The organism is Trinickia symbiotica (genome assembly GCF_003028655.1).
Lineage (GTDB): Bacteria > Pseudomonadota > Gammaproteobacteria > Burkholderiales > Burkholderiaceae > Trinickia > Trinickia symbiotica_A.
This window is the reverse complement of record NZ_PYUC01000022.1, coordinates 1-18,746: the sequence shown is the minus strand read 5'-3', so window position 1 is coordinate 18,746 and position 18,746 is coordinate 1. Positions and strand designations below refer to the sequence as shown.

The window sequence follows — 18,746 nt, the reverse complement described above, 5'->3', positions numbered from 1 at the left end:
ATCAACCGATCCGGGTGTACTCGCGGCTCAGGAAAAGTGCTTCTCGAGCTTGGCGCGCAACCTCGAAAGTCGCGAGCGAACCGTGCCGACGGGAATCCCGAGCATGGCGGCGACTTCGACGTAGCTGACGTCGTCGAGAAAAAGCAGCTCGATCATCCGTTGCTGCTCGGGCGGCAGAGACTGCGCGAATTCGAGGAATTTGGCGAGGCTCTGCTTGACCGACAGGCGCAGTTCGGGACCGCGCGTATCGACGAGGGCTTCCTCGTGGTCGTCGATGCGCTCGACGACGAACCGATAATCCGAAGCGCGGCTCACGTGGTTGCGCGCCACATTCAGCGCGATGGCGATGAGCCATGTCCTGGGCTGCGCCGTGCCGCGATACGACGCGCGATTCTCCCAGGCGCCAAGGTAGGTGGACTGAAGGATGTCCTCCGCGTCCTCGGCGCTTCGCACGCGCCGCGCGATGAACCGGTAGATCGCCTGCCGGTGCGCGCGGTACCAGTCGTCGAATTCGACGGACGCGTCAGAGTCGGCAAAGCGACGGGTCCCATCCGAAAGCGTCGAAATCATGATGTGATCGAGCCTCGATCAAGCTGCAATGGCGCAATGATCGAGACGTCGCGCTCTCGTGCGTCAATTTTGATATAAAAATCGGACGACATTACGTTCGGCGCGCCGTTCGGCTCGCGGCACGACCTCGTGTTCGCGCGGTCAGGCAAGCGTTTTCGCCGCTATGCGGAACCGCTCGCTCATCTGCCGTTACTAACGCTCCAATTCCGCGCCGGTATCGCGCCGGCGTCGGAAGAGTGCCGAGTTTTCTCTTTCGTCAAGGGGGTCCAATCATGACCATTGCAGCCGTTGTTCCCGCTTTGCAGACGGTCGGCGCGTTGGCGTCGCTGGCCGGTACGGTCGTCTCGGCGATCTCGGGATCTTCGCAATCGGCGGCGTCGACGCATGCCGCCGGTGCCGATTCAGCGAAGGCCCTCGATCAAATGCAGGGCTTGTTGCGACGTCAGCAGGAAACGCAATTGCAGACGATGGAAATGCAAACGCAGGCCAATATTCAAAAGATGTTGGCCGACACCGCGAACAGCATCGCGAGCGGGCACCTTGATTCGGGCAACAAGGTGCAAAACGCCGTCCATAAGGCGGCCCAGGGCATTCAGTTCTAACCCGGATTTGACATGACCTTCGGCGGATGCATGAACTCGAGCATGCATCCGTCATCGACGGATCGGTTGGAGGTCCAATGGTGATCGACAGTTTGCAATCGATGGCCGCGCGCAGCGCCGGCCAGGCGTATGCGGTGGACGAGACGATGCGCGCGGGTCTCGAGTTCGCGCTCGAGAAGCGGCGAGTCGACGCGGGCAACGCGCTCGAATCGGCGCACGGCCGGATGACGACCGAGCTCGTCAATTCGCTTCGTCAACTGACGGCGCAGCTCAAGCCCTGAAGGCCGAAGAGGCAACGCGTGGACCATCTTCGACTTTTCTCGCCGCCGTTATCGGGAACGTCCGCGGACGCTGGCGTCTTGGCGGGCGCGGCTTTCGCCGACGCGCTGATATCGATCGATGAAGCGCCGGCTTTGCAGATGCTCGTGCGCGGCGTCGACGAAATCGAGCGCGGCCGTCGACGCGCAGCCGAGCTGCCTGGCCAGATTGCCCATGCGCACGCGCACGGCGCGTCCGGTCCCGAGGTCGTGCTTGCCATGCACAGGCACGCGCGCCTCATGGCCGCCTACCAGATCGACGTCATGTGCGCCGCGCGAGTCGTCGGCGCGACCGCCGCGGGACTCAAGCAGTTGGTCACGGCGGCATGACGCGCCGGCCGTTCGCCGCGCGCTGCCGGCGTCGTGCGATTGCGGCCGTCGTCCTGCTGGCGCTTTGCGCATGCTCCAAGCGCATCGATCTGCATATTGCGCCGGACATGCAAAGCGCCAACGAAACGGAAGCCGCCCTGCGTCAGCGCGGCATCGCCGTCGCGCGCAGGCAGGGCAAGGAGGGCGTCGTGCTCTCGGTGACCGACGCCGATTTCGTCGATGCCATCGCGGCGCTGCGCGACGCGGGATTGCCGCGACATGCGCGTTCGCGGCTCGCCGATGCCTTCGGCAAGAAGGGCGCGATGTCGACGCCGCTCGAAGACCGTGCACGCTACATCCATGCGCTCGAGGAGGAAATCGAAAGCACGATGCTCGACATCGACGGCGTCGTGGCGGCGCGCGCTCGCGTGGTGCCGCAAGAGCGGCCCGCGCCCGGCATGCCGCTGACGCCGGCATCGGCTTCACTGCTGATCAAGCATCGAAGCAACGTCGACCTGGCTCCGCTCATGCCTGGCATCGTGCGGTTCGTCAAGAACGGCGTGCCGGGCTTGGCCGGGGAAGACGACGGCCGGATCGCAGTGGTCCTCGTGACCGAGCACGAAGCCTCCGGGGCGGTCGCAGCGGCGCTTGTGTCGCCGCGTCGGCCGGTGTGGCTGTTCGTCGGTGTGCCGGCGTTCCTCGCGCTCGTATTCGGCGCGGCGGCATGCGCCCTGTATTGGCGGCAAAACCGATGAGCAATGCTTGGCCGCGATTCTGGTTTGAACCTTGGCATTGGGCCGATCACGGATGGCATCTTCGATACGGAGTGCCAGTCGCGCCGGCAGCCGGTTCGGCCGCGCGTCTTGTCTTTGGCGGCTGGATCGGCGCGTTCGGCCTCGAGTGCGAGTGGCGCGCGCCGCCGGACCCGCGCTGGCTGCAGCTTGTCAGCTTTTCGCCGGCTCTTCTTCGTGAACTGGCGAGCGTGCTCGGCTGGATCGCGGTGCTGCGTGCCTCGGGAGGATGGCGTTTCGCTCGCGGCGGCGAAGGCCCACTCAAGCGTTGGCCGACGCACCATCCGTTGTGGCAGTGCGCGCTTCGTTATCGAGACGTCAACTGCCTCGAATCGCGGATCGTCGAATCGCCCACCACGACCACCTACGACGCGCGCACGGCAGGCTTGCGCCTATTGCAGCGGGCAGCCGCGATGCAATGGCCCGATATCTCGGGCCGCCTCCTGATGATGCGCTCGCCCGATGAACGGCACGGCGAAGAGCCCTCGACGATGGCGTGCGCCGGCGGCGGACATTCCTGTTCCGGCGATCCGCCCGAACCGGTTGTCACGGGTCCGCTCGCGATCGCTCACATCGATGTTGGGCTCTGCCTGGCCGTCGCCCTTGCAACAGCTCGGCGGCTCGCCGCTACCCCTGCCGCAGCCGGCTAGTTTCGCGCTATGACTTTCGTCGCCCGCCGCATTCCGCGCGCACCAGGACTCGATGCTTGGCCCGTGCAGCTAGTCTATCGAGCGGGTGAAGTGGCGCAGCTGCACGAGCTTGCCGCGTATATGGAGGCGGCAAGACTGACCGCGGACGCCGTCGTTGAGCGTGCGCATCGCACGGCGGCGGAACATGAAGCGCGCATTGTGCGCGACGAGGCGCAGCGTCGCCGCGATAGCGATGCCGCGTTGCTGCGTCGAGCCGTTGCGTTGGAAGCCGCCTACCGTTCTTGCCGGGAAGCGCTGCTGGCTCGCCTCGAGCCGGTGCTGGATGCTGCTTTGGAGGCTGCTTTGCAACGGGTAGCCGTGCGCATGCCGGCAGATCAGCGCGTTGCGATCGTCGTCGACGAGCTGCGCAAGCAAATCGACCCGGGGCCGGCGGCTCGGGTTCATCTCTCGCCCGGCGATGAAGCCGCGACGCGCGCCACGGGTCTCGCGTTCCCATGGCCGATCGAAGTCGACGAGGCCCTTGCGGCGGGAGCGTGTCGGCTGTCGTCCGGGGAAGGCGAGTGGCTGCTTTCGTTCGACGTCCTCATCGAAACCATATCGAACGCCGCTCGCTGAATGCGCAAAAACGGCTCTTTTCCCACACTTTGACGATTCGGCATGGAATGCGGAAAAGCAGACTCGACGCTCGCTGGAAGTTCTTTGCGATTCCAAGAATTTTCGTATTATCGAATGCAGTCCTTATCGCTAGCATTTCGAGTTTCCTCGGACGCGACCCATTAAAAGAATGCCGGTGGTGCGCGCAACGCGGCGTTCGAGTCTTCGGAGCATCGTTGTCGTTCGCATCGGATCAGGGGTACAGGGCATCATGAACAAGCTGCTGCGTATCATCATCGCGGACGATCACGCCGTCGTCCGCTACGGCATCCGCACTGCGCTCGAGGCCAATGGGATGGCCGAGATCGTGGGGGAGGCCGGCACTGCCGACGAGCTCATAGCCGCGGTCAAGACCGTGCCCTGCGATCTGATCGTCACCGACTACGCGATGCCGGGTGGGCGCACGCAAGACGGCGTCGCGCTGATCGATCGCCTGAAGAGGATCAAGCCGGATATGCCCATTGTCGTCATCACGGCGCTGCGCAATGCGGCGATTCACAACAAGCTGATGGCGAAGGGCGTGAAGGCGATCGTCGAGAAAGCGGGTGGCGTGCAGGAGTTGAGTTTCGCCCTGCTTGCGGCTGCCCAGGGCCGCACCTATCTGAGCCCGGGGCTCGAATCGTTGCTGGCGAGCGCGAGCATCGTCGGTCCGCGCGTGGGCCACGTCGCTGAGCTGACGACGGCCGAGCTCGAGGTGATTCGTCTTTTCGCCTATGACGGCCTCACCGCGACGCAAATATCGCAGCGCTTGAACAGGAGCCCGAAGACGATCAGCCGCCACAAGATCAATGCGCAGCGTAAGCTCGGGCTTTCGACGAACCAGGAACTGCTCGAATACTGCCGCAATAACGACCTTTCTTCGGCATGAGTCGTATGGCGCGCGGGAGATTGTCGAACTGGCAGACGGCGTTGCCATTGCGCTCGCGCGCGCTCGCGGCAATGCTCGCGTGGCTGCTGGCTTCGTCGCTGCTCGCGGCACTGGCCGGTTGCGAGGCCTCCGACGAAGCGCCGCGCTTGCCACGCGCGAGCTGGGACTTGCACCTGTCGCTCTCGCCCGAGGAGCGATCGTATCTTGCGTCGCTGCCGGAGCTGCGCATCGGCACCGACCCTCGCTGGGCGCCGATGGCGTTTGTCGACGATACGGGCCATTTCGAAGGCATTTCCGCCGATTACCTCGATTTCATACGCGAGACGCTGGGCGTGCGAGTCCGTATGGTGCCGACTCAGTCATGGAGCGAAACGATCCGGCTCGCCAACAGCGGCGGGCTCGATCTCGTCGTGGCGGCATCGCGTTCCGATGGCCTCGTCGCGGGCTTCAACTATTCGCGGCCTTACGTCCGCTATCCGCTCGTCATCGTGACGCGCGAAACGGCACCTTTCATTGGTGGGCCGAGGGATATCGCCGGAGCCGAAGTGGCACTCGTCAAGGATTCGGAGGGCATGCGCGCCGAAATGCCGGGCTTGGACAAGATGCGGACGATCACGGTGGCGCGGACAGCGGATGGGCTCGACGCCGTGGCGAGCGGCCAAGCGTTCGCGTACATCGGCAACCTCGGTGTCGTCGATCGGCTGGTGCGGGAAAAATACGCCGGAATCCTGCGCATCGCCGCGCCGACGGGGCATTTCGAGGACCTCTCTTTCGGCGTCGCGCCGCGTTTCGCGGCCCTCGTGCCTTTGATCGATCGCGTGCTTGCGTCGATCCCGGAGCGCGAGCGCGAACATATCCAACATAGTTGGCTGTCGACGCGCTTCACTTTCGGCATTCCGCCGCGCACGCTATGGATCGTCCTGACTCCCGTCGTCGCCGTCACGATCATTTTTCTGGCCGTGCTCTGCGGCTACATGTTGCGGCTGCGCAAGGAGGTCAGGCAGCGCCGTTGGACCGAGCGTCAGCTCGTCCTGGAGAAGGCCGCGCTCGTCGCCGCCAAACACGATGCCGAAGAGGCCTCTCGCGCGCGCGATGCTTTCCTTGCCACCGTGAGTCACGAGATACGCACCCCGATGAGCGGCGTGGTCGGCATCCTGCAACTGCTCGATCACGGCCGGCTTTCGCGCGACGACCAGTATCTGCTCAACATGGCGCGCAACGCTGCCGAGATTCTGCTGCGAATCCTCAACGATATCCTCGACTTCGCGAAGAGCGAAAACGGCGATCTGACGCTGACGTCCGCGCCGATGAACCTGACTGAGCTCGTCGAGCGAACGGCCGGCATCGTCACGCCCGAGATGGAACGCAAGGGGTTGCGTTTCAACGTCGATGTATCGCCGGCGCTCGCGCCTCGCCATATCGGCGACGGCCAGCGGCTCGGCCAAGTGCTGTTGAACCTGCTCGGCAATGCGTCGAAGTTTACCGATCGTGGGGCCGTCACACTGTCGGTCGACGTGCTTGCCACGACGGAAGACCAAGAGCGCATCCTCATTCGCGTGGCCGATACGGGCATCGGCATCGCTCGCGAGGATCTGGCGCGGCTCTTTTCGCCGTTCGTCCAGGCTCGCAGCGCGGCGACCGCCGGCTATGGCGGCACCGGCCTCGGGCTCGCGATCTGCAAGCGACTCGTCGAATCGATGGGCGGATCGATTGCGCTCGAGAGCGAGGCCGGGCGCGGCACGACAGTGTCGATCGAACTGCCGTTGTGCGTAGACCGAAGTGCCGCGCCAGGCGGGGGTGAAGCGCTCGTCGCCAGCCCCGGCGCGGCCGCGCCGGCACGAGAAGGATCTTCGCGGCGCATCCTGCTCGTCGAGGATCAGGACATCAATCGCGAGGTCCTGAGGCGTCAGCTCACGAATCTTCGTGTCGCCGAATGCGATTGTGCGAGTAACGGCCTCGAGGCGCTCGAGGCGCTCAGGCGCCGGTCCTATGCGATGGTCATCACCGATTGCGCGATGCCGGTCATGGGCGGAGTCGAGCTGATGCGGCGGATTCGTCAGCGCGAAGTCGGCACGGGCGCACACACGGTGCTCGTCGCGCTGACAGCGAATGCCCTACAGCAGCAACGTGACGAATGCTTTGCCGCCGGCGCCGACGAGGTATTCGTCAAGCCCGTCGAACCGCAGCAATTGCGTGCGCTGCTCGAGCGCTACGGCACGACGGCGCCGCCTGCTTACGCGCTCGAGGAGGCCGGCATTCCGGCTGAGCAGCACGCCGATTTGTGGGAAAAGCTGCGACAAACGTTGACTGAGGAGACAGCGGAACTGTCGTCGCTATCGATCGATGAGAACGCCGAGCAAATGAGAGAGATCGTTCATCGCATCGCCGGCACTGCGTCGTGGTTTCACCTCGAGGAGCTCGCACGCGTGGCGCGTCGGCTCGAGCAAAGTCTGCTGAACGGAGAGGCGCCGTGGCCGGACGTGCAGGCGCTGCAGTCGGCCGTGGCGCGCGTCGCTGGCGAATCGTCGCGACCGCGCTCGGAGCGCGCTTCGTAGAACGCGCGCCGTCGCGCGGTAGGCCCGCGAAAACAGCGCGTAGCCAGTGAGGTAGCCGCAATCAGTCTGGGCTTCAATAGGATAAAAAAAGCCAATTTTCAGCAAAGGTTCAAATATTGTTAAATCGACTGGAAGTACGCTTAATTCGCCTTGAATTGCGGTTTCGCCTCGCTTAGTATCCTCGTACCTCATCACCTGGGAGAGGGTTCATGTTCAGGCGACTCGCGGCCGAAGCATTCGGCACGTTCTGGCTCGTGTTCGGCGGTTGCGGCAGCGCCGTGCTTGCCGCGGCATTTCCTCAATTGGGTATCGGCTTTGTCGGCGTGGCTTTGGCGTTCGGGCTCACCGTGCTGACGATGGCCTATGCGGTCGGTCATATTTCTGGAGGCCATTTCAATCCCGCCGTGACGGTCGGTCTTTTTGCGGGCGGGCGTTTTCCCGGTCAGGAAGTCGTCCAATACATCGTGGCGCAGGTGATTGGAGGCATCGTCGCAGCGGGGGTGCTTTATTTGATCGCGAGCGGCAAGGCGGGCTTCGATGCATCGGCGAGCGGATTCGCGTCGAACGGCTATGGGGAGCATTCGCCTGGCGGCTATTCGTTGCAAGCGGCCATCATCGCCGAATTCGTGCTCACCGCATTTTTCGTCCTGATCATTCATGGCGCCACGGACAAGCGTGCGCCCGCGGGTTTCGCACCGATCGCGATCGGGCTCGCCTTGACGCTGATTCACCTCATCAGCATCCCGGTCACGAACACGTCGGTGAATCCGGCGCGCAGCACGGGCGTCGCGCTCTTTCAGGGCGGCTGGGCGCTCGGCCAGCTCTGGGTTTTCTGGGTCGTTCCGCTCGTCGGCGGCGCGGCGGGGGGTGCCGTGTATCGGTTCTTGCTCGAGGAGCGGCCGGCGGCGGTCGCGGCGAGTCGTCCCGCTACCACGTGATCGCGGACTTTCGCCTTTACGTTGTTCGTTGGGGGTAGCGGCTCGAAATACGGATTCGCTCTCGTATCCCGCTTGATTGCCTGCGCCCGCGTACGCGCGTTCCGCGGTACGCTCGGGGAGTGCGAGAGAGGTGAATACGATGAGCGAGCGAACAGTTTCATGCGGGGTCATCCTGCTCGATCCGAATGGGCGTGTGTTGCTGGCGCACGCGACGGATACGACACATTGGGACATTCCAAAGGGGCAGGGTGAGGAGGGCGAATCGCCGTGCGACGCGGCGCTTCGCGAATTGCGCGAGGAGACCGGCATCGCGCTTGCGCCCGAGCGTCTCAAGGACCTCGGGCGTTTTCCTTATCGGCGCGACAAGGACTTGCACTTGTTCGCCGCGCGTGTGGCCGAAGGCGAGGTCGATCTCGCGCAATGTACATGTACATCGATGTTCCCAAGCCGCAAGGACGGATCGATGATTCCCGAGATGGACGCATTTCGTTGGGCAGCGCCGCTCGAATTGTCGCAATACGCGAGCAAGAGCCTGACACGGCTCTTCGAGACGGCGTTGTCGCTGACTGATCTGCACGGATCCCTCTAGGGCCGGCCCCGTGACTCGAGTCGATCAACCGCACGGCGCCGGGGAGGCAAGCGAGGCCGAGTGGCTGGAGACCGACGGGCTCGGCGGCTTTGCGTCGGGGACGGCGGGAGGAGAGCGGACGCGGCGCTATCACGCACTGTTGCTCGCAGCGACACGGCCGCCGACTGGCCGTGTCGTGCTGGTCAACGGCATGGAGGCATGGATTGAGTCGGCGGGCGGAGCCCGCTATGCGCTCACGCGGCATCTCTACTTGCCGCATACGATGTATCCGGCCGCCACGGCGGAACTCGCAGCGTTCGATACCACGCCCTGGCCCACGTGGCGCTTTCGGATCGACGAGTATTCATACGTTACGGTCGAGGTCTTCGTCGTACGCGATTCGGCGGAGACTGTCTTACGCTGGCGGCTGGAAAGCGGTACGCCGTGTACCGGCGCGCTCACGCTGCACGTCCGCCCTTTGATTTCCGGGCGCGACTATCACGCGCTCCATCACGAAAATCCCTTATTCGACTTTTCGCCGCATCAAGCGGACGGCCGCGTCGGGTGGCGGCCGTACGGCGATCTGCCCGCGATCGTCGTGCGGCACAACGGTGCGTACACTCATGCGCCGGATTGGTATCGCAATTTTTGCTATGTGCGCGAACAGGAACGCGGGCTCGACTACAGCGAGGATCTCGCGGCGCCGGGCATTTTTTCGTTCGATCTGACGCGCATTGAAGCCGTGATGATTCTGAACGCATGCTCAGGCGACGCGCTAAAAGCGATGGTGCCCGCCGTCACGCCCGCCCTCCATGCCGTCGTCGATCTCGCGGACCGCGAGCGGCGACGCCGCGCCGCATTCGCGAGCCGCCTGGAACGATCCGCCGACGCCTATCTCGTCGCGCGCGGCGACGGCCGCACGATCATCGCGGGCTATCCCTGGTTCACCGATTGGGGCCGCGATACATTCATCGCCATGCGCGGGTTGCTGCTTGCAACTCGGCGATATCGCGAAGCCGAATCGATCCTGCTCGAATGGGCAGGATCGATTTCGGACGGCATGCTGCCCAATCGCTTTCCCGACGACGGCGCCGCACCCGTCTATAACTCAGTCGACGCATCGTTGTGGTTCGTCGTGGCAGTCCACGAGTACCTCGGGAAGCGATGCGGGTCGGCGGCGACATGCGAGCGCTTGCGATCCGCCATCGGCGCCATTCTCGAAGGCTATGCGCGCGGAACGCGCTTCAACATCGCGGCCGACGGCGACGGCCTGCTGCGCGCGGGCGTGGCCGGCGTGCAACTGACGTGGATGGACGCGAAAGTGGGCGAGTGGGTCGTCACGCCGCGCATCGGCAAGCCGGTCGAGGTGCAGGCGCTGTGGATCAATGCGTTGCGTATCGCGCTCGAATGGGATGGGCGCTGGCGCGAACTGGAAGCGCGCGCCAGCGCTTCGTTTGCCGAGCGCTTCGTGAATCCGCAGACCGGTGCGTTGTATGACGTCGTCGACGCCGACCATGAGCCGGGCCGCGTCGACGCAAAAATCCGTCCTAACCAGATCTTCGCGGTAGGCGGTCTGCCGTATGCCATTGTGGACGGCGCGCGTGCGCGCGCTATCGTCGAGCAGGTCGAAGCGCAATTGCTCACGCCGCTCGGCCTGCGTTCGCTTGCAGCGAGCGACCCTGATTATGTCGGTCGGTATGAAGGATCGCTGCTCGAGCGCGACGGCGCCTATCATCAAGGGGCAGTCTGGTTGTGGCTGATCGGGCCGTTCGTCGAGGCCTGGTTGCGCGTGCAGCGGGACGCGGGCATTTCGGACGCGACCCGCTTCGATCTGGCGCGCAAGCGCTTTCTCGCGCCGTTGCTTGCGCATCTCGAACGATTCGGGCTCGACCACCTCAGCGAGATTGCGGACGGCGATGCGCCGCACGTTGCTCGCGGCGCGCCGTTTCAGGCGTGGTCGCTCGGCGAGCTGTTGCGAATCGAAAGGATGCTCGCGGCATAATAGCCGAGAAGCGGCGCGCCGTTTGCAGCTATCGCGGCGAACCCGCGCTCGTGCGCCGAACCTGCCGCGCTCGGACTTTCGATCGGAGGTCTCATGTCGCCACCGCGTACCGTCGATCCGCTCAAATCGGCTGAATGGGCTCGCCTTCATGGTCCCGAGCGCGATCGATGGCGCCGCTGGGGGCCCTACCTGAGCGAGCGGCAGTGGGGAACCGTTCGCGAGGACTACAGCGAGAACGGCACGGCCTGGGACTACTTTCCGCATGACCATGCGCGCAGCCGCATGTATCGGTGGGGCGAGGACGGCCTGGCCGGGTTCGGCAACGATCCGCTCGATTGGTGCGTATCGCTCGCGCTATGGAACGGGCACGATCCGATCATCAAGGAGCGCCTCTTCGGTTTGAACAACGCCGAGGGCAATCATGGCGAGGATGTGAAGGAGCTCTACTTCTACCTCGACGGCACGCCTACGCATTCCTACATGCGGATGCTCTACAAGTATCCCCATGGCGCCTACCCCTACGACGATCTCGTCGCGGAAAACAAGCGGCGCGGCGCGGACCAGCCCGAATATGAAGTGCTCGACACCGGTGCATTCGACGACGACCGGTATTTCGACGTCTATGTCGAATACGCGAAGCGCACACCCGATGATGTCGCGATGCGCGTGACAGTGGAAAACCGTGGAGAGCAGCCGGCGGCACTGCACCTATTGCTGCAATTCTGGGCGCGCAACCGGTGGGCGTGGTCGGGCAAGGGCGGCAAGCCGACGCTCACGCTCGAGCCGCAAGAGGGCGGCGGCATGTGCGTTGCGGCGCGCAACCCGGCGCTCGAACCGTTGACCGTGACGGCGGCGGCTCAACAGCCGATCGAATGGTTGTTCTGCGAAAACGAAACGAACGTGCGCCGCCTATTCGGCATGGATGGTACTGGGCCGTTCAAGGATGGCTTCAACGACTGCATCGTCCACGGCGACGAGCGGGCAATCAGACGCGACGCCGGCACGCGCGCGGCGGCGCATCTTCGTCTCGAACTCACGCCGCATGAGCGCTCCGTGTCGTACTTGCGCTGGCGTCCAACGCCGCTCGTCGCCGAGGCGCCGCTCGACATGGAGGCGCTCTTCGCGCGCCGGCTCGCCGAGGCGGACGAATTCTATGCGGCGCTTCAGCACGACATCGCCGATGCCGATGCCCGACTCGTTCAGCGGCAAGCGCTCGCCGGGATGCTCTGGTCGAAGCAGTATTACCAGTTCGACGTGACGCGCTGGCACGACGGCGATCCGGGGCAGCCGAAGCCGCCTAAAGCGCGTCGACGTGGCCGCAATGCCGACTGGCGGCATATGTGCAACGGCGACGTCGTATCGATGCCGGACAAATGGGAATACCCGTGGTATGCCTCGTGGGACCTGGCGTTTCATGCGGTCGCGCTGGCGCTCGTCGATCCCGAGTTCGCCAAGAATCAACTGCTGCTGCTCGTCAAAGAGCGGTATATGCATCCGAATGGACAACTGCCGGCCTACGAGTGGGCGTTCGGCGACGCCAACCCGCCTGTGCATGCCTGGGCGGCATGGCGCGTGTACGAGCTCGATCGCGAGCAGACGGGCGTCGGCGATCGCGAGTTTCTCGAACTCATCTTCCATAAGCTGCTGCTGAATTTCTCATGGTGGGTGAATCGCAAAGACGCCGAGGACCGCAACATTTTTCAGGGCGGCTTTCTCGGTCTCGACAACGTCGGCATCTTCGACCGGTCTTCGCGATTGCCGGCGGGCGATCGCATCGATCAGGCGGATGGCACGGCCTGGATGGCGGCGTACGCCCTCGATCTCATGCGGATCGGACTCGAGCTGGCCATGACGAACAAGGCCTATGTCGACATCGCCGTGAAGTTCTTCGAGCACTTTCTCTACATCGCGGAGGCGGTGAGTTGCTCCGACGGTTGCGATACGGGCTTGTGGGACGAAGAGGACGGGTTTTTCTACGACGTATTGCACTTCGCCGACGGTTGCCGCTTGCCGATGCGAATCCGTTCGATCGTCGGATTGATCCCGCTCTTTGCCGTTCACGTTCTCGAGGAGCGGTTGCATGGACATTTGCCCGGACTACGCGAGCGGCTCGATTGGTTCCTCGGTCATCGGCCGAATCTGGCGAAGCTCGTTTCGCGCTGGACCGAGCCCGGCTCGGGCAATACGACGCTGCTGTCGCTGCTGCGCGGACATCGCATGAAGGCGCTGTTGCGGCGCGTGCTCGACGAGAGCGAATTCCTTTCCCCTCACGGCGTGCGCGCGCTCTCGCGCGTGCATCGGGATGCACCGTATATTTTCGAGCATGACGGCGCGAGCTTTTCGGTCAAGTATCAGCCGGCCGAATCGGACTCCCGTGCGTTTGGCGGCAATTCGAACTGGCGAGGGCCGATATGGATACCGGTGAACTACCTGCTGATCGAGTCGCTGTACGAGTTTTATCGCTATTACGGCGACGACTTCAAGGTGGAATGCCCGACGGGTTCGGGAAAGAACGTCTCCCTGAAGGAGGTCGCGGACGAACTTGCGCGACGCGTGACGACGTTATTCCTGAAGGATGACGCCGGGTTGCGCCCCGTCATGGCGGCCTACCCGATGCTGCAGGCGGATTCCCGTTCGCAGGACCTCGTCCTGTTTCACGAGTATTTTCACGGAGACAACGGCCGTGGCGTGGGCGCCTCGCATCAGACTGGCTGGAGCGGGCTCGTCGCGCTGCTGCTCCAGCCGCATCGGATGATGCCCTCGGGCATGTTGCCGGCGATGGCGCCGACGACCGTGGAGCGGGAACCGACCGAAGCAGCGGCGCGCTAGCGCCTGGACTCGAAGAATCGATTCGATCGAGATTCCGGCTCGCGACGACAGGGGCGCCTTGCGCGCCCCGTCGTTCAGGCCGGCTTGCCCCAACTATCGCGCAGGCCGACGATCCGGTTGAACACCGGCTTGCCCGGCTTCGAGTCGTAGCGATCGGCGACGAAGTATCCATGCCGCTCGAACTGACACCGGTCCTCGGGCTGCATCGTCTCGGCGCCCGGCTCGAGATAGGCCTGCACCACGCGCTTGGAGTCGGGGTTCAGCGCCTCGAGGAAGTCGCGCCCGCCCGCGTCAGGTTGCGCTTCCTTGAAAAGGCGATCGTAGAGCCGCACTTCCACGGGCAGCGCATGCGTCGCGCTGACCCAGTGAATGTTGCCCTTGACTTTGTAGTTGTTCGCGCCTTCGGTGCCCGACCTGCTGTCGGGGAAGTAGTTGCAGTGAACGGCGACCACGTTGCCGTGCTCGTCCTTCTCGGCACCCGTGCATTCGATCACGTAGCCGTACCGCAAGCGCACCTTGTTGCCCGGGAAGAGCCGGAAGTATCCCTTGGGCGGTGTTTCCATGAAATCGTCGCGCTCGATCCAGAGCTCGCGCGTAATCGGGAACGTGCGCTCGCCGCGCTCGGGATGGTGCGGATGGACGGGCGCCGTGCAGGGTTCGGCGAGATCCGCCGGGAAGTTGTCGATGATGAGCTTTACCGGATCGAGCACCGCCGCCGTGCGCGGTGCCTTGTCATCGAGGTCGTCGCGCAGCGCGCCTTCGAACACGCTCATGTCGATCCATGAATCGACCTTGGTCACGCCGATGCGATCGCAGAACAGCCGGATGCTGTCAGGCGTGAAGCCGCGCCGCCGCACGCCGACGATCGTCGGCATGCGCGGATCGTCCCAGCCGTCGACGTGCCCCTCGGTCACGAGTTGCAGCAGCTTGCGCTTGCTCGTGATCGCATAAGTCAGATTCAGCCGCGAAAACTCGATTTGCTGCGGCAGCGGCCGCGTGAACACGCCGGCGTCCGCGAGCTCGTCGAGGATCCAGTCGTAAAGCGGGCGATGATCCTCGAATTCGAGCGTGCAAAGCGAGTGCGTGATGCCCTCGAGCGCGTCCGAGATACAGTGCGTGTAGTCGTACATCGGATAGACGCACCAGCGGTCGCCCGTCCGGTAGTGATGCGCGAAACGAATCCGATAAAGCACCGGGTCGCGCATATTCAAGTTCGGCGAGCTCATATCGATCTTCGCGCGCAACACGTGGGCGCCTTCTTCGAACTCGCCGGCCTTCATCCTGCGAAAGAGGTCGAGGTTTTCTTCAGGCGTGCGATCGCGATAGGGCGACGGCGTGCCCGGCTCGGTCAGCGAGCCGCGCGTTGCGCGCATTTGCTCCGCCGACTGGCTGTCGACGTAGGCCTTGCCGCGCTCGATCAGCAGCTCGGCGTACTCGTAGAGCCGGTCGTAGTAGTCGCTCGCATAGTAGAGATGCTCCGTGCCTTCCTTCGCCCAGTCGAAGCCGAGCCAGCGCACGGCGTCGACGATTGACTCGACGTATTCGACGCTCTCCTTCTCCGGGTTCGTATCGTCGAACCGCAAATGGCATACGCCGCCGTAGTCGCGCGCGATGCCGAAGTTCAGGCAGATGCTCTTCGCATGGCCGATGTGCAGATAGCCGTTCGGCTCGGGCGGAAAGCGCGTCTCGACACGGCCTCTCCACTTCGAGCTGCGGTTGTCTTCGTCGACGATGTTTCGGATGAAATTGGACGGTGCTGCCGCCGCGGCGTCGTTACGTTCGGTGTTCATGCGCAGGAGTTTGGTCGGCTTATACAACGCGGGACGCGCCCGCTCGATCCAGCCATTCTACCTGAGAGGCTTCGGAGGCGGCCCTCTCGGGCGCTTGCGCCTTCGCGCGCGCAAATCGGGCCCCGCGACGCTTACAGGCATTGCGACCCTGTTAGCGGCGTAACAGGCGGTAAATCGGTTTGCGCGCGGGGCGCAGTCGTCTTTACGATGCGACCCGTATTGCATCGAGCCCCGCAAGCAGATCGCCACGCATGCGGCGGCGCTCATTCGTCAATCTCGCGTATCGGTCAAAAAATGAAGACTTCGACCATTGCCAAGCTCACTGTCGTCGCCGCGCTCGTATCGAGCATGACGGCCTGCGGATCGATGTCGCGCACGCAAACGCACGCCGCCGTCGGCGCGGCCGCGGGCGGCGCGCTCGGCTACGTGCTGACCGGCGGCCCGATCGGCACGATCGCCGGTGCGGCCGCGGGCGGCCTCATCGGCGCGGGCACGGCGCGACGCTGAGCTCAAACGAAGCGTCGCGATTCATTCGTGCTTGCCGCGTGAGCGGACCATCTCGGCGATGATCGGGACGAGCGTATCGCGATGGCGAACGCGCTCGGGATTCGTCGCGAAGCGCGCCCCACGGAACGGGGCGCCCGGCCGACATTTCCGTATAATGACTCGTTTAGGGTGAAAACGGCTCAGGCCCGCGCACGGCAGCGCGGGGCAAGCCGGATTCCTGTCGAGACCGTCTCCCAGTCCTTTATGAAAGCCGCCGAAATCCGCGAGAAATTCCTCAAGTTCTTCGAATCGAAGGGCCATACGATCGTCCGCTCGTCGAGCCTCGTACCCGCCAACGATCCGACGCTGCTCTTCACCAATTCGGGCATGGTGCAGTTCAAGGACGTGTTTCTCGGCGCTGAGTCGCGTCCCTACCGGCGCGCGACCACGGCGCAGCGCAGCGTGCGCGCGGGCGGCAAGCACAACGACCTCGAGAATGTCGGCTATACCGCGCGGCACCATACGTTCTTCGAGATGCTCGGCAACTTCTCGTTCGGCGACTACTTCAAGCGCGATGCGATTCACTACGCGTGGGAGCTGCTGACCTCGGTCTACCATCTGCCGAAGGACAAGCTCTGGGTCACCGTGTACCAGGAGGACGACGAGGCCTACGACATCTGGGCGAAGGAAATCGGCGTGCCGGCCGAGCGGATCGTGCGCATCGGCGACAACAAGGGCGCACGCTATGCGTCCGACAACTTCTGGCAGATGGCCGATACGGGCCCCTGCGGTCCTTGCTCGGAGATCTTCTACGATCACGGGCCCGAAGTCTGGGGCGGCCCGCCCGGATCGCCCGAGGAAGACGGCGACCGCTACATCGAGATCTGGAATCTCGTGTTCATGCAGTTCAATCGCGACGCGCAGGGCAACATGACGCCGCTGCCGAAGCCGTGCGTCGACACCGGCATGGGGCTCGAGCGGATCGCCGCCGTCCTCCAGCACGTTCACAGCAATTACGAGATCGACCTCTTTCAGGCGCTCATCGAGGCCGCCGCGCGCGAAACGGGCGTCTCCGATCTCTCGAACAACTCGCTGAAGGTCATCGCCGACCATATTCGTGCCTGCTCGTTCCTCATCGTCGACGGTGTCATTCCCGGCAACGAGGGGCGGGGCTACGTGCTGCGCCGGATCGTGCGCCGCGCCATCCGCCACGGGTACAAGCTCGGCTGCAAGCGGCCGTTCTTCCACAAGCTCGTGGCCGATCTCGTCGCGCAGATGGGCGGCGCTTACGCCGAGCTGCGCGAAGGCGAGGCGCGCGTCACTGACGTGCTGCGTCAGGAGGAGGAGCGTTTCTTCGAAACGATCGAGCACGGCATGTCGATCCTCGAGGCGGCGCTCGCCGATCTCGAGAAGAAGGGCGGCAAGGTGCTCGACGGCGAAGTGGCGTTCAAGCTGCACGATACGTACGGTTTCCCGCTCGACTTGACGGCCGACGTCTGCCGCGAGCGCGGCGTGTCCGTCGACGAGGCGGCGTTCGACGAGGCGATGTCGCGCCAGCGCGAGCAGGCCCGCGCCGCCGGCAAGTTCAAGATGGCGCAGGGGCTCGAGTACTCGGGCGCGAAGACGACGTTCCACGGCTACGAGGAAATGATCTTCGACGATGCGAAGGTCGTCGCGCTCTACGTCGACGGCTCGTCCGTCGATCAGGCGGAGAACGGCCAGCAGGCCGTCGTCGTGCTCGATCACACGCCGTTCTATGCGGAGTCGGGCGGCCAGGTCGGCGACACGGGCCTGCTTGCCAACGCCTGCGTGCGCTTTGCCGTGCACGATACGCAGAAGGTGCAGGCCGACGTGATCGGGCATCACGGCATCGTCGAGCAGGGCACGTTGAAAGTCGGCGACGTCGTCAAAGCCGAAATCGATGCGATCCGCCGGGCGCGCACGGCGCGCAATCACTCGGCCACGCACCTGATGCACAAGGCGTTGCGCGAAGTGCTCGGCTCGCATGTGCAGCAAAAGGGCTCGCTCGTCGATCCGGACAAGACGCGCTTCGACTTCGTGCACAATGCGCCGATGACCGATGACGAGATCCGGCGCGTCGAGGACATCGTCAACGCCGAGGTGCTGGCCAATGCGCCCGGCGTCGTGCGCGTGATGCCGTTCGACGACGCAGTGAAGGCCGGCGCCATGGCGCTCTTCGGCGAGAAGTACGGCGACGAGGTGCGCGTGCTCGATCTCGGCTTTTCGCGCGAGCTCTGCGGCGGCACGCACGTGCATCGGACGGGCGACATCGGTTTGTTCAAGATCGTCGGCGAGACCGGCGTGGCGGCCGGCGTTCGGCGCGTCGAGGCGATCACGGGCGACAACGCCGTGCGCTATGTGCAAACGCTCGAAACGCAGCTGCACGAAGCCGCGGCCACGCTGAAGGCGCAGCCGTCCGAGCTGACTCAGCGCATCGGCCAGGTGCAGGATCAGGTGAAGTCGCTCGAGAAGGAGCTTGCCGCGCTGAAGTCGAAGCTGGCCTCGAGCCAGGGCGACGAGCTCGTCGCGCAGGCTGTCGACGTGGCCGGGCTGCAAGTGCTTGCGGCGACGCTCGAAGGCGCCGATGTGAAGACGCTGCGCGAAGCCGTGGACAAGCTGAAGGACAAGCTCAAGCATGCCGCGATCGTGCTGGCCTCCGTCGATGGCGGCAAGGTGAGTCTCATCGCCGGCGTGACGCCCGACGCGAGCAAGAAGGTGAAGGCCGGCGAGCTCGTCAATTTTGTCGCTCAACAGGTGGGCGGCAAGGGGGGCGGGCGGCCCGACATGGCTCAGGCG

Annotated in this window: 16 protein-coding genes; 14 read left to right on the top strand and 2 right to left on the bottom strand. The window is 64.4% G+C overall.

The features are described 5' to 3' along the window. Positions 1-27: 27 nt before the first annotated feature. Entirely contained in the window at positions 28-570 is a 543-nt protein-coding gene (locus C9I57_RS29370) for an RNA polymerase sigma factor (RefSeq protein ID WP_107154052.1), read from the bottom strand. Positions 571-842: 272 nt separating this feature from the next. Here C9I57_RS29370 and C9I57_RS29365 point away from each other — a divergent pair, with 272 nt between their 5' ends. The 12 genes from C9I57_RS29365 (at position 843) to C9I57_RS29310 (ending at position 13,653) form a co-directional block, all read left to right on the top strand. After that, a complete protein-coding gene (locus tag C9I57_RS29365) occupies positions 843-1,172 on the top strand; it encodes a hypothetical protein (protein WP_107154051.1) in 330 nt (109 codons plus the stop codon). 77 nt (positions 1,173-1,249) lie between these two features. After that, entirely contained in the window at positions 1,250-1,453 is a 204-nt protein-coding gene (locus C9I57_RS29360; protein ID WP_107154050.1) for a hypothetical protein, read from the top strand. Positions 1,454-1,471: 18 nt separating this feature from the next. Next, positions 1,472-1,819, top strand: coding sequence for a hypothetical protein (locus tag C9I57_RS29355; protein WP_107154049.1), 348 nt, complete (start codon positions 1,472-1,474; stop codon positions 1,817-1,819). Then, complete coding sequence (locus C9I57_RS29350) at positions 1,816-2,553, top strand: EscJ/YscJ/HrcJ family type III secretion inner membrane ring protein (RefSeq protein WP_107154048.1); 738 nt, start codon at positions 1,816-1,818, stop codon at positions 2,551-2,553. The genes C9I57_RS29355 and C9I57_RS29350 overlap by 4 nt, the downstream gene beginning before the upstream one ends. A 71-nt stretch (positions 2,554-2,624) precedes the next feature. Beyond that, entirely contained in the window at positions 2,625-3,239 is a 615-nt protein-coding gene (locus tag C9I57_RS29345) for a hypothetical protein (protein WP_146166290.1), read from the top strand. Positions 3,240-3,248: 9 nt separating this feature from the next. Beyond that, complete coding sequence (locus C9I57_RS29340; RefSeq protein WP_107154046.1) at positions 3,249-3,854, top strand: HrpE/YscL family type III secretion apparatus protein; 606 nt, start codon at positions 3,249-3,251, stop codon at positions 3,852-3,854. Between the two features lie 250 nt (positions 3,855-4,104). Further along, positions 4,105-4,761 (top strand): response regulator transcription factor, encoded by a 657-nt coding sequence (locus tag C9I57_RS29335; RefSeq protein ID WP_181321995.1) that lies wholly within the window; start codon positions 4,105-4,107, stop codon positions 4,759-4,761. Next, the gene (locus C9I57_RS29330) at positions 4,758-7,316 is read left to right on the top strand and encodes an ATP-binding protein (protein ID WP_146166289.1); all 2,559 of its coding nucleotides are present in this window, start codon (positions 4,758-4,760) and stop codon (positions 7,314-7,316) included. The genes C9I57_RS29335 and C9I57_RS29330 overlap by 4 nt, the downstream gene beginning before the upstream one ends. Before the next feature lie 209 nt (positions 7,317-7,525). Further along, positions 7,526-8,254 carry an aquaporin Z gene (aqpZ, locus tag C9I57_RS29325; RefSeq protein WP_107154043.1) on the top strand — a complete coding sequence of 243 codons (729 nt, stop codon included), beginning with the start codon at positions 7,526-7,528 and terminating at the stop codon, positions 8,252-8,254. 139 nt (positions 8,255-8,393) lie between these two features. Further along, positions 8,394-8,843, top strand: a complete 450-nt coding sequence (locus tag C9I57_RS29320; RefSeq protein ID WP_107154042.1) for an NUDIX hydrolase — start codon at positions 8,394-8,396, stop codon at positions 8,841-8,843. Positions 8,844-8,853: 10 nt separating this feature from the next. Beyond that, entirely contained in the window at positions 8,854-10,824 is a 1,971-nt protein-coding gene (locus C9I57_RS29315) for an amylo-alpha-1,6-glucosidase (RefSeq protein ID WP_107154041.1), read from the top strand. Between the two features lie 93 nt (positions 10,825-10,917). Beyond that, entirely contained in the window at positions 10,918-13,653 is a 2,736-nt protein-coding gene (locus C9I57_RS29310) for an MGH1-like glycoside hydrolase domain-containing protein (RefSeq protein ID WP_107154040.1), read from the top strand. 74 nt (positions 13,654-13,727) lie between these two features. On the opposite strand, the gene C9I57_RS29305 is transcribed toward C9I57_RS29310, so the two are convergent. Then, positions 13,728-15,443, bottom strand: a complete 1,716-nt coding sequence (locus C9I57_RS29305; RefSeq protein WP_107154094.1) for a glutamine--tRNA ligase/YqeY domain fusion protein — start codon at positions 15,441-15,443, stop codon at positions 13,728-13,730. Positions 15,444-15,737: 294 nt separating this feature from the next. Between C9I57_RS29305 and C9I57_RS29300 the strand changes: the two genes are divergently transcribed. Next, the gene (locus C9I57_RS29300) at positions 15,738-15,950 is read left to right on the top strand and encodes a hypothetical protein (protein ID WP_018438968.1); all 213 of its coding nucleotides are present in this window, start codon (positions 15,738-15,740) and stop codon (positions 15,948-15,950) included. Between the two features lie 243 nt (positions 15,951-16,193). Further along, a partial coding sequence (gene alaS, locus C9I57_RS29290) for an alanine--tRNA ligase (protein ID WP_107154093.1) occupies positions 16,194-18,746 on the top strand: 2,553 nt, incomplete at its 3' end.